This is a genomic window from Candidatus Obscuribacterales bacterium (assembly GCA_019744775.1).
GTDB lineage: Bacteria > Cyanobacteriota > Vampirovibrionia > Obscuribacterales > Obscuribacteraceae > SBAT01.
In genome coordinates, this window is the sequence record JAIETZ010000004.1 from 245294 (window position 1) to 257713 (window position 12420).

A 12420-nucleotide genomic window follows, 5' to 3' on the forward strand; every position below is an offset into this window, starting at 1 on the left:
TGCATTCCAGCTTTTAGGGGTCGGTTATAATTAGTGACTCATAAGTTGAAGGGGTTCCATGGCTGTCCAGGATCTTGTCAGCATTGTTATACCGAATTGGAACGGCAAGAAATTTCTTACCGGCTGTCTCGATTCGCTTGCCAAACAAACGTACAAGCCTCTAGAAGTGATTGTCGTGGACAACGGCTCACATGACGGCTCTGTAGAATTTCTGCAAGCAAATTATCCCGATGTAAAAATTGCCCGCTTTGATGTGAACACAGGTTTCAGCAAAGCAGTCAACAGAGGCATTTTGGAATCAGATGGTGAATTTGTCGTTTTGATGAACAATGACACCACTTGCGAAGACACTTGGATATCCGAACTAGTAAAAGCAATCAAGCAACATCCGGAAGCCGGCTCTGCCGGATGCAAGATGTTGGCTTATGACGATCACCGCATTCTCGATGGCGCAGGAGACGGCTACAGGCGAGGCGGCCTTCCCGGACGCATCGGACACAGAGAGTTCGATAACGGGCAATTTGATACAGCTCGCTACATTTTAGGTGCGTGCGGTGGGGCAGCATTATATCGCCGCAGTCTATTTGACGACATTGGTCTTTTTGACGAAGACTACTTTGCCTATCTCGAAGATGTCGACATGGGATTGAGAGCGCAAAATGCCGGTTACAAGTGCATTTATGTGCCGTCGGCAATTATTTACCATCTCGGTTGCGGCACAACAGGCAGCGGCTATTCACCGCTTGTAGTAAAACTGTCCGCCCGCAACAACTGGAACACTATCATCAAAAACATTCCAGGCAAATTGCTCTGGAAGTTCATGCCGCAAATACTTTATTGGCAAACTTACTATTTGGCAGTAGTCACCATACGTGGCGGACAAGTGCTGCCATATTTCCTGGGCAGCCTGCAGTCACTTATGCTTTTGCCGAAAATGCTCAAAAAGCGCAAAGAAATAAAGTCCAAGCGCCGTGTGCCTGTCGCCTACCTTGAACAAATTATTGTGCAATCAGAGCACGACTTAAAAGAATCTCGCGCTCGTTTAATTCAGCAAGAAGCAAAGTTAGCGCATTCTAGATAATTACAAACACGGAGGGTCCATGACCGTTACGACAGAAATCAATACCACCGAGCTCAACAAATTTATCGATGGTATTCGTCCGACATTTGAATCTTCGCTTAAAGAATTAGTGGATATCCCAAGTGTCTCAATGGATCCAAACCACAAGAAAGACATCGAGAAAGCAGCACAATCAGCTGTAAAGTTTCTCAAATCAATCGGGGCAACAGCTGAAGTAATCCCAACGGACGGCAATCCGGTTATTTATGGCGAAATTATCGCCGGCAAACAATTCCCCACAGTATCTGTCTATAACCACATCGATGTGCAACCTGCTGACGCCGACGAGTGGCTGAAGCCTCCTTTTGATATGCAAATTGAAAATGGTGTTTATCGCGGACGCGGCACAACCGATGATAAGGGACCGGCACTAACAGCCATGTTTGCCGCTAAGTTCGCCAAAGAGCAAAATATTCCGGTGAATATCAAATTCATCTGGGAATTGGAAGAAGAAATTGGCAGCCCATCTTTTGAAAAATTCTTGAACGACAACAAAGAGAAACTCAAGACGGATTCGATTTTAATTTCCGACACTATTTGGATTTCACGCGATCGTCCGGCTATTTCATACGGACTAAGAGGACTGCAAGGTGTTGTCGTTCGCCTGAAAACAGGTAAGAAAGATGTTCACTCAGGACTTGTCGGCGGACTAGCACGCAATCCAATTGGCGAATTGGCTAAACTCATTGCCGAATGTTATGACGCAGAAACAGGCGAAGTGAAAATTCCCGGCTTCTACGACGATGTAAATCGGGCTTCCGACACCGAGCAAGACAACTTCGTTAATTCCGGTTTTTCCACCGATGAGTTCAAGCGTGCTCATGAACTGACTTCTGTACGCAAGACCAAAGACATGAAAGAAGCTGCTGAACGTATTTGGGCGATGCCCACTTTTGAAGTGCACGGAATAGTCGGCGGCTACTCTGGACCGGGCGTCAAGACAATAGTGCCCCATCAAGCAGAAGCAAAAATAAGCATGCGTCTTGTGAAAAACCAAGATCCCACTAAGATGCTAGCTTTGCTCACCAAATTCGTAACGCAAAAATGCCCTGATGCGGAAGTTATTGCTGAAGGATCATTGCGTCCATATCTCGGTGAGTTCAGCGGACCATTTAACAAAGCGGCTTCTGAAGCAATGAAATTCGCCTTTGGCAAAGAACCGGCATTCACCCGCGAGGGCGGTTCAATTGGAGCAGTCGTAAGCATGAACGACATTCTCGGTGTACCGATTACATTCTTGGGATTGTCGCTGCCGGAACACGGGTACCACGCCATTAACGAAAACTACGATTGGCAACAAGCCTCAGGCGGCATGAAAATGTTCGTCAAATACTTTTCGCTCGTTTCACAAATCAAATAGACTAAAACCAAAGTTGCCGGTCCACCAAGGAACATATTGCTGCAATAGTTATCTATGCAGCTAGCACTTTTTGAGCGCAAACTAACAGCAATTTGCCTCGACACAGGAGCAAACTGGTCTCTTAAGGAAACATCAAAACTACTCTGGTTGTGTATAGTGTCCTCAGGGTTTTCCCCAGCAGAGTTGATTTAATGCGCGCAAAACTTTTTATGATGGCAGTGTCGGTCATCATGTGTGGAAGCCATTATGAGACGAGAATACACCGCAATTGCTTTTTTATAATTGCAAATTTTACTCTACGGTTATTACCAACCATAATTATGCCGCTGCAAGGGGTCTCTTTGCAAAAGTCCTCAATTAGATTTTTCGATGAGGGCAACTGCTTGAACAGCAATCGCCTCACCTTGACCAATAGGACCTAAGCGTTCTGCCGTTGTTGCTTTGACACTCACTTGATCGATATCTATTTTCAACACACCAGCTAGTCCGCGGCGCATTTCCTCGTAATGAGGTGACAGCTTCGGCTTTTCACAAATTACTACAGTGTCGACATTAGTAATTGAATAATTCAGTTCGCCCAACTTTGCCACAACCGCGGCCAACATTTCAAAGCTGCTGATGCCTTTTATATTTGGATCCGTAGGTGAAAACCAGGTGCCGATATTTCCTTGAGCAGAGGCACCTAATAGCGCATCTATTACCGCATGAGTTAGAGCGTCACCGTCAGAATGTCCTTCGACTCCCTTGTCGTGAGGGATTTCCACACCGCCCAATATCAGCTTGCGCCCTTCAACAAGGCGATGAATATCAAAGCCATTGCCAATACGCATTGCCTATGAATCTCCAACCACAAGCATGACAGCTGCGCCTTCAACAGTTTCGCCTGCTTTTACTTTGATCGTTTTAACAGTACCGGCTTTCTTCGCAAGAACTTCCGACTCCATTTTCATTGCTTCAAACAAAACAAGCTTTTGCCCTACTGAAACTTGCTGCCCTTCTTTGACAAAGATTTCTTTCACAAGTCCATGCATCTCGGCACGCACGTTACCGGAGTGACCGTTAGTCTCAGCTTTGATTGCCGGTGCAGATTGGGTTGAACTTACGGCTGGGGCAGAAATTGCTGTTTTGCCTTCCACCAATTCTGTGACAGCAACAGTAAATGTGCGTTCATTTACATTCACTTCAAAGCTGCGTGGACCAACACGTTTGACTTGCGCATTATCTGCCGGCGCCAAAGAAGTCCCTTTAGGTTGCGCAGGGGAAGCCACAGGTTTTGGAAAATCGGCGGCACGCTCTGTCAGGGTTTTCTTGAAGTCTCGCTCGACAAACATAGTGTCGATTTTGCCTTCCACAAAATTCTTGTCTTCAAGTAAGAGCAAATGGAAAGGAATAGTCGTTGCGACCCCTTCAATAACAAAGTCTTTTAAGGCAAGTTTAGTGCGAGCAATAGCTTCATCTCTGGTCCGACCCCAGACAATGAGCTTAGCCAAAAGCGAATCATAGAAAGGTTGAATTTCATAGCCCGAATAGCAAGCCGAATCAACACGCACCCAAGAGCCACGAGGCTCTTTCCAATTTGTAATTTTTCCCGGCGACGGCATGAATTGCTTGAACGGATCTTCTGCGTTGATACGACATTCAATTGCATGTCCGCGAGCGGTTATATCGCTTTGCTTAAAGGAAATTGGCTCGCCTGCTGCAATGCGAATTTGTTCTTTGACGATATCAACGCCTGTAATCATTTCCGTAATCGGGTGTTCTACTTGTACTCTGGTGTTTACTTCCAGGAAATAAAACTCGTCACCGAAGACTAGGCATTCAATGGTGCCGGCTGAAGTGTAACCCAATGCTTTTGCACCGGCAATACCGGCATCGAACATTCTATGTTTCAGTGCTAGAGGTAAGTGCACACCCGGACTTTCTTCCAGCAATTTCTGATGACGTCTTTGACTTGAGCAGTCACGCTCAAACAAGTGAACGACATTTCCTTGGTTATCACCCAGAATTTGAATTTCGATGTGGCGAGGTTTGTCCAAGTATTTCTCAACATAGACTTCGCCGCTGCCAAAATAGCTGGTGCCTTCTCTTTGGGCGCCGGCCAATGCCGATTCAATTTCCTCTTCCTTGCGAACAACACGCAACCCGCGTCCGCCGCCACCGGCAGAGGCTTTAATTGCCAAAGGATAACCGTATTGAACACCGAGCTCTTTTACAGCTTCAACTGTAGAAACCGGATTCAATGTACCGGGCACGACAGGCACTCCTGCTGCTTCCATCACACGACGTGATTCAACTTTTGAACCCATGCGACGAATTACATCAGGCTTTGGTCCAATGAAGGTAATTCCAGCTTTTGCACAGGATTCAGCAAACTCAGCATTCTCAGCCAAAAATCCATAACCTGGGTGAATGGCCTGGGCGCCCGATTTTTTGGCAATCTCAATAATTTGATTTCCATCCAGATAAACCTTATTGGGTGGTCCTGTGAGTTCATATGACTCATCAGCCAATGAAACATGCCTTGATGGCTTATCAGGCGCTGAATAAATAGAAACCGCCTTTATCCCCATCTCACGCAATGCTGTAATTACCCGAACGGCAATTTCACCCCGGTTAGCGATCAGAACCTTCGAAAATAACATTTATAGCTCCGGTCACATGCCACTTAACGACATGATTGGTTTTTTACTTGTGCCTTCGCCCGCTATCCAGCAACCGAAGTTCGCTCGGCTGCGTATTGCTCATCGCAACACTTGCCTCACTTTTCATATAGCTCCATTAGAGCTTACATAAATCTATCACGCCTGCCAATGGTAGGATCTTCAAGTTTCACAAGACTAGATGCCAAGCGCTCTTGCACCTCAAGGAAAGCCACGTTATGACCTTTTCGCACGTTTTTGTCGCCGGAGCCGGACTCATGGGTTCTGGTATCGCCTACCTCATTGCCAGCAAAACAAATGCACGCGTCAATGTATACGATATATATCCACAATCTCTTGAGCGCTCTAAAGCATCAATAGAGAAAATGGGCAAAGGCGCTGTCGAAAAAGGATTTATCAGCCAAGAGCAGCTGGCTGACGTCATGAAGCGGATCAAGTTCAGTGATTCCGACAAAGATGCTGCTGATTGTGACTTAGTTATTGAAGCAATTGCCGAAGATGTCGAAGCCAAAAGAGAACTCTTCGAAATTTTGGATAAGACTTGCAAGCCCTCAACAATTTTTGCCTCCAACACGTCTTCGCTGCCAATAACCACCCTGGCATCGGCAACCAAGCGCCGTAGTCTTTTCATCGGGATGCACTTCTTTTCGCCGGCGCACATCATGAAGTTGGTGGAAATTATTCCTGGACTGGATACATCGACTGAAACCATCGAAAAAATTCGCCAGTTCGGTCAACATCTAGGCAAAGTGCTCATCTGCTCGCGTGACATGCCTGGTTTCATCACCACACGCTTAGGACTAGTGCTTATCAACGAAGCAGCGTTTGCCCTGATGGAAGGCTTATCAAGTCCAGAAGAAATTGACCTGGGTATGACACTTGGCTACAACCACCCAATGGGTCCTTTGGCCTTAGCCGACTTCATCGGGCTGGATATTTGCCAACACATTTTAGAAACGCTAAACGAAGGTTTTGGCGATCCCAAATACCGTCCTTGCCCCCTAATAAAACAACTGGTATCGGCTGGTCATCTTGGTCGTAAAACCGGTCGTGGTTTCTATGAGTACAACGGTAAATAGGGTTTGACACCAAAGGTCAGCCTAAGTACTCTTTACGAGTTAGGAGGAATTCGTTTAAATGTTTGTTGGCGGACAAGAGCACAAAGGCCCATCAGTGGCGGAAATGCAGCGTCTCATTCGCGAACAGGCAAAAGTAGAATTCCATCTTGTCAACGGCGACAAACTAACAGGCAAAATTCGTTGGTTTGATGAGTACGCATTTTCACTCGTTGCCGACGGGCAAGAACCGATGACGGTATTACGTCAGGCAGTCATGGCCTACAGAGTCGTCTCTGAGACGAAGTAATTAGCGAAGCGAACTTGGGTTGCCGGAGCGTTAAATAAGTCATGCGCCCGTTCTTTAAATAATGCTATATTTAGCTCAATTGGTGGCATTTCCTTCTTTGCAGGTTGCTCGAGCTTATGTTTAAACGCCATTTTTGTCGCGCTGTAGGAATAGACCTCGGTACCGCTAACACTTTGATTTATGTTGACAATCAAGGCATTGTTCTTCGTGAACCATCAGTGGTTGCCGTTGACGATGAAACAAGAGTTGTTCTGGCAGTAGGCGAGGAAGCCAGAGCAATGATCGGACGAACACCTCAGGGCATTAAGGCTACGCGTCCACTGCGTGACGGTGTCATCGCCGATTTCAAATACGCTCGCTTGATGCTCGAGAAATTTATCGAACGCGTCATCGGCAAACAGACTTTTATGAAGCCCGATATCGCCATCGGCGTTCCGTCCGGCGTGACAGGTGTTGAGCGTCGAGCCGTCAGAGATGCAGCTTACAACGCAAGAGCCGGACAAGTTTATCTTCCTGAAGAACCAATGGCTGCCGCTATCGGAGCGGCGCTGCCTGTAACGGAGCCGACAGGCTCAATGATTGTCGATATTGGCGGCGGCACAACCGAGGTTGCTGTCATCTCCTTATCTGGAATTGTCGTCAACGAATCAATTAGAGTTGCCGGGGACGAATTGAATGAGTCAATCATTCAATATATGAAGAAGGTTCACAGCCTGGCAATTGGGGAAAGAACTGCCGAGGAAATTAAGTTCCGTCTCGGCTCAGCTTTCAAATCCGGCGAAAACGATCGCTATGAAGTGCGCGGCTTGAACTTAATAAACGGCTTACCACGGACAGTAACAATTAGCCGTGGCGAAGTACGCGAAGCTTTATCCGAGCCGCTCGTTTCAATCGTTGAAGCTATTAAGAGAACTCTTGAGAGAACTCCACCGGAACTAGCTGCCGACATTTTCAATCGCGGTATTGTTTTATCCGGCGGCGGAGCGCTTCTGCAAGGCTTGGATGAATTAATCACCAATGAAACAGAAGTACCTGTATTTGTCGCCGACGATCCATTGTCGTGTGTGGCAATAGGCACGGGCAAAATGTTGTTCGATCCGACTTACAGGCGCGTATTAGAGCAGTCTGCTAGCGAGAACTAAAAATGGCAGCCTCCAATCCAAGTAGGCTACCTATAAGTACTGAGGCTGTTGCAGAAGTACTCTTCTTGCTATTGCTCATTTGGATGATAGCTGGTCCTGTTAGTGGACTGGTTTTAACGACACATAGTCTTGTAACCGCCTTTATAAGCAAGAGCGCCTATCAGTTGCAATCAACAGGCGACATGGCCAAAAAATTACTTGCCTCATCGCAGAAGATAAAGGACCTTGAGAAAAAACTAGCCGACTCGGAATTGGAAGTTACCCGTTTTAAGCAACAAGCCAAAGACGTAGAAAAACTTCGCGCGCTGTTAGCCCTGCGTTCGTCTTCTGATAGACGTACCATGGCCGCCGATATCATTGCGCGCAATCCCGACAATTGGTTTGAACAAGTAACAATCGACCGCGGCAAACTGGACAATATTAAGGCCGGTTCTGCTGTAATTACGAGCAACGGCGTAGTTGGACAAGTGGTAAGTGCTTCCGACAAGGCAGCGGTTGTTCGCTTATTGACCGACCCCGATCAAAAGCTTGGTGTATTAATTGAACGCATAAATCAACCAGGTGTATTAGTCGGACGTCAACAAAAATCACCGGTAATTGATTACATTCCTGTTGGAACATCAGTAGAAGTAGGCGACAAAGTTACCGCGCTGGGCAACGGTGGTATATTCCCTTCAGGACACCCGGTTGGTACAGTTGCCGCCGTTCGCAGAGATGCAAATGGCACAACCTTATCCATTGACGTGAAGCTTTCAGAAAACTTCTTCAACTTGACTCAAGTTTTGGTGGTAGCGCCACAGGAGCTATAGAACGATGGCTATTCTGTCGATGAAAACTCGCAAAAAGTCCATCGATCTTGCCATCGTTACTTTGGCATGTAGCGCCGCCTGGATCTTACAGCTAACGGTTCTCAATCAACTCTTTTTTCAGGGAGCTATTTGTAATCTGCCTCTCACGGTTACTGTGTTGTGGGGTTATGTAGTTGGCTCATCACTTCCGGAATTGCGAGCGGATCAACTGAGGATTTTGCCTGTATCGGCAATTTTCTTGAGGCAACTCTTGTCCGGATCTGTTACAGGTTTATTAGTCGGTGCTCTGTTTGCCGCACTTTATTCGTCTGTTTCGCCCGTTTATCCAATAGCGTTTCCTCTAATTGGATTTATCACCGGCTATTTTTCAATGAAAAATTTGAATCAAGAAACGCTTTTTTGTATTCCACTGACTCTTTTAGCAACTGTTATGGCCGAAGGAATTATGGCTTTGCAATTAGGAATCATGGGCAGACCCTATGTATTTGATCATCTATCCCACATGATATTGCCGGAGGCATTGCTCAATGCATTGATTGCACCCTTTGTTTATTTCCCGCTTCGTGATTGGTACGAATTCCGCAGATCAGAGGCAGTGCTTGAACAATGACGCAGTCCCAATCACCACAAGATTTACTGCGTAAATTGGCTGAACAACAGAACCAGAGAAACATTGTTCGCGAGATAAGCTCGGCAAAAAGCAAAGGTTTTGTCATCGCCGCCATTCTTTTAGGCGCAATGTTGCTTCTGATGGCTCGTCTTGTTTGGCTGCAAGTAATACAAAACCACTACTACCAGACAATGTCCGTAGCTAATTCCACTCGCGTCACATTCTTGCGCGCACCACGCGGTTTGATATATGACCGCCACGGTAATTTGATAGCCACCAACAAGCAGTCACTTTCTCTGACAGCCGTATCACGACAAATTCCTGATGACGGCAAGCAACTTACCGACTTAGCTTTGCGTTTGGGCAGAGTTCTGGATCAGCCGGCGCTTGAACTTTATGAACGCTTGAAGAAAGCCAAGCTATCCAATTCAGTAGTGCCTGTTGTAATTGAGCGCGACTTAGATTTAAAAACTGTCGGTCGCTTTTTTGAACAGCAATTGTTTTTGCCGGGCGTAGATATTCTGCCGGATATTAGCCGCAACTACCCTCAAGGACCATTGGTAGCACACGTACTTGGCTATACAGGTGAAATAACTTCCTCACAGCTTAGTCGCAGACCGGAAAGACGCATGGGTGACATTGTTGGTCAGGACGGTATAGAACGCCTCTACGATGAGCAGCTGCGCGGAGTAGATGGTGAACAGCGCGTCAGAGTAAACGCACTTGGGCAATCTTTCTCAGCCGAAACAGCCAAGCCTGTTGTGACCAAAGACCCACAAGCTGGACTACCAGTCGTACTAAGTATTGATCTCGATCTACAAAAGGCCGCCTATGACGCTTTGGGCAAGAGGCAGGGCGCGGTTGTAGCCATTGATCCGCAAACCGGCGAAGTGCTTTGTCTGGTTAGTCGGCCAAGCTTTGATCCCAATGTTTTCACCAGACGTATTACACCAAGCGTCTGGAAAGAATTGAATGCTCCCGACCATCCTTTATATAACCGAGCTTTGTCAGGTTTCCCTCCGGGTTCAATTTGGAAAGCCATTACTTTGTTAGCAGCTCTGGATAATAAGGTAGTAAATCCGGACACGAAGTTGCACGTCTCAGGCGGCATGGCTTTAGGTAACTTCTTCTTCCATGACTGGACTTCGACACCGGGACTCTATGACCTTGTTAAATGTCTTGCCTGGTCACGCGACTCGGCCTTCTACCAAATGGCCCTTAAATTGACCCCTGAACAAATTCGCGAATGGGGGCTAAAGTTCGGCGCCGGTCGCCCAACAGGATTGGAATTGCCGCACGAGGGAAAGGGACTTGTTCCTGATTCAGCCTGGAAACTCAAGAACTGGCATGAACCCTGGTATCCAGGCAACACCCTGCACATGTCCATTGGACAGACTTTCTTGCAGGTCACACCTGCTCAGGGCGCGCGCATGTTTGCCGGCATCGGCATGAAGGGTCAAATCCCTGACGAACACTTCGTTATTAAGATTGGCAACAGGCAAATTCCGCCCCCTGCCAGAGAAGTCGTGAAGGTTAAGCCGGAATATCTGGATGTAGTTTTGCGTGGACTGAAGGCGGTTGTAGCCTCCGGTACAGGCGGCGCCACTAAGCTTGGAAATGTTGAGGTAGCTGGAAAGACGGGATCTGCCGAAGCGCCACCGGCTGGAAGCAAGACCCATGCCTGGTTTTGCTGTTACGCACCAGCCGATAAGCCCCGAATTGCCATCTGCTGCTTCGTTGAGCACGGCGGTCACGGTGGCTCAGCGGCGGCGCCAATTGCCCGACAGGTGCTGGAGAAATTCTTTGCCATAGGACCGGTGGAAAAACCCGCCGCCGAAGGTACACAGGCGCCACAAAAACCCAAACGGCGTCACTAAGTTTATAATGGAAATTCAGGGGACTGGTAGGTTCTAAAGATGTCCGATATAACAGCAAATAACCCGACAGTAATTCTGTGCAAGTATTGCCTTCGCGTCATGACCGAAGCAGAGTGTTCATTCTGCAAAGAACATGCAGTTGGTGAACATCGCACAGCAACAGTAACAAAGGCAAATACACCCAAGCCTGCTGAGGTGATGAGTCTTGCTCAACTTCGTCCTGTCGTTAATTTCCGCCTGAAGTCTAACAAAGCAATCATTGGTCGCGATCCTGATTGTGATGTGCAGCTAGGTGAAGACTTTTATGTCTCACGGCACCATGCACAAATTACTTTTGAAGGCGGTAAGTATTTCGTCGAAGATTTGGGAAGCAAGAACGGCACCAAACTAAATGGTTCACAAATTATTGTGCGCGAACCTTTAAAGCCAGGCGACATTATCACAATTGGACAAACACATTTCGTTGTTCAATGAGATCGACATAACTTATCCGGTTATCCATTTTCAAGTGGTATCACTAGCAGTGGCTCATATTAGACTGCCATAGCTGTTTTTTAGCAAACTAATGTAATAATCTAACAATTTTGTTTTTAAACATGTGGTTGATTACCTCAATCCTCCTGTTGGCTACAAGCAAGACAGCATACTGCTTTTGCGCATTTTGAAAGGCCGTGAAAAGAGAGGAATTTTCTTTGCACAATTGACCACCAGACATATTGGCTTGATACGCCGATCTTGATTACGCGGAAAAACAAGGTATTAATTACTTGTGCTGATTTTCAGTGTAGGTAACAAATGAGCAGCGCTCAACCGGGGACCAATTTAGGTAACTATCTTCGGGAGACAAGATTGTCTCGCGGATATACCAACGTAAATGAATATTTGCGCAAATACCAACTGCCGATTAGTTATGTCTATTACCGAGATATTGAGATAGGCAAGCGCAAGATTGGTCTTGAAAGTGCCAAAGTTCTCTGTTCAGCACTCCATGTCGACTATCGAGTCTTTTACACGCATCTGCTCAAGGATTTATTGCCCAAAGATGTAATGGACAGCTTTGTGCATTTGATTCTGCAGAATAACGGCACGCTTGATGTGACAGATCAGTCCAAAGAGCTGAAAAATATGCTCAATGAAACTAAGCAATCTGTAAAGCAACTGAATGATTCATTCGACGACGATCTCATTGACCCTAACTTGCATCAAGGAGTCACTTCGTTGAGCCCTTCGGAGCGCGAAAAAGTTTTGAATCGTATTTCCGATCTGATATCTGAATTAACAGCCGGACAAGACACCCCAAGCAAGACCGCCAAGCCATATTTCTACTCGCTTACTTTGGCCGCAAGACCTGATTACAGGCGCCCAAAGAAGAAATCATCTTCAAAAATGGGTAAAACCGGGCCCTAAGCATGGGAGAAACCGATCCCTCACCAATTGCTTAATTATTCTGTCTAAAGCAATATAGACAGTAAGCAGC

General features: G+C 46.7%; 12 protein-coding genes. 10 read left to right on the forward strand and 2 right to left on the reverse strand.

Going from position 1 to position 12420, the window contains the following annotated elements; genetic code table 11:
- The first annotated feature begins 58 nt into the window (after positions 1-58).
- Positions 59-1081, forward strand: a complete 1023-nt coding sequence (locus K2Y22_10645) for a glycosyltransferase family 2 protein (protein ID MBX9878903.1) — start codon at positions 59-61, stop codon at positions 1079-1081.
- Positions 1082-1100: 19 nt separating this feature from the next.
- The gene (locus K2Y22_10650; GenBank protein ID MBX9878904.1) at positions 1101-2480 is read left to right on the forward strand and encodes a M20/M25/M40 family metallo-hydrolase; all 1380 of its coding nucleotides are present in this window, start codon (positions 1101-1103) and stop codon (positions 2478-2480) included.
- A 353-nt stretch (positions 2481-2833) separates the two neighbouring features.
- Here the strand turns inward: K2Y22_10650 and ispF are convergent, their stop codons facing one another.
- Positions 2834-3310 carry a 2-C-methyl-D-erythritol 2,4-cyclodiphosphate synthase gene (gene ispF, locus K2Y22_10655; protein ID MBX9878905.1) on the reverse strand — a complete coding sequence of 159 codons (477 nt, stop codon included), beginning with the start codon at positions 3308-3310 and terminating at the stop codon, positions 2834-2836.
- A gap of 3 nt (positions 3311-3313) precedes the next feature.
- Positions 3314-5122, reverse strand: coding sequence for an acetyl-CoA carboxylase biotin carboxylase subunit (locus tag K2Y22_10660; protein ID MBX9878906.1), 1809 nt, complete (start codon positions 5120-5122; stop codon positions 3314-3316).
- Positions 5123-5358: 236 nt separating this feature from the next.
- On the opposite strand from K2Y22_10660, the gene K2Y22_10665 reads away from it, so the two are divergent.
- The 8 genes from K2Y22_10665 (at position 5359) to K2Y22_10700 (ending at position 12350) form a co-directional block, all read left to right on the forward strand.
- Positions 5359-6219: a 3-hydroxybutyryl-CoA dehydrogenase gene (locus K2Y22_10665; protein MBX9878907.1), complete on the forward strand. Its 861-nt coding sequence runs from the start codon at positions 5359-5361 to the stop codon at positions 6217-6219.
- A 58-nt stretch (positions 6220-6277) separates the two neighbouring features.
- A complete protein-coding gene (locus tag K2Y22_10670) occupies positions 6278-6505 on the forward strand; it encodes an RNA chaperone Hfq (protein MBX9878908.1) in 228 nt (75 codons plus the stop codon).
- A 116-nt stretch (positions 6506-6621) separates the two neighbouring features.
- On the forward strand, positions 6622-7647 hold the full coding sequence (locus K2Y22_10675; protein ID MBX9878909.1) for a rod shape-determining protein: 1026 nt from the start codon (positions 6622-6624) through the stop codon (positions 7645-7647).
- A 2-nt stretch (positions 7648-7649) separates the two neighbouring features.
- The gene (gene mreC / locus K2Y22_10680) at positions 7650-8456 is read left to right on the forward strand and encodes a rod shape-determining protein MreC (protein ID MBX9878910.1); all 807 of its coding nucleotides are present in this window, start codon (positions 7650-7652) and stop codon (positions 8454-8456) included.
- A gap of 4 nt (positions 8457-8460) precedes the next feature.
- A complete protein-coding gene (gene mreD / locus K2Y22_10685; GenBank protein ID MBX9878911.1) occupies positions 8461-9066 on the forward strand; it encodes a rod shape-determining protein MreD in 606 nt (201 codons plus the stop codon).
- Entirely contained in the window at positions 9063-10943 is a 1881-nt protein-coding gene (gene mrdA, locus K2Y22_10690; GenBank protein MBX9878912.1) for a penicillin-binding protein 2, read from the forward strand. The genes mreD and mrdA overlap by 4 nt, the downstream gene beginning before the upstream one ends.
- Positions 10944-10982: 39 nt before the next feature.
- On the forward strand, positions 10983-11417 hold the full coding sequence (locus K2Y22_10695; protein ID MBX9878913.1) for an FHA domain-containing protein: 435 nt from the start codon (positions 10983-10985) through the stop codon (positions 11415-11417).
- Positions 11418-11738: 321 nt separating this feature from the next.
- Entirely contained in the window at positions 11739-12350 is a 612-nt protein-coding gene (locus tag K2Y22_10700; protein MBX9878914.1) for a hypothetical protein, read from the forward strand.
- Positions 12351-12420 lie beyond the last annotated feature (70 nt).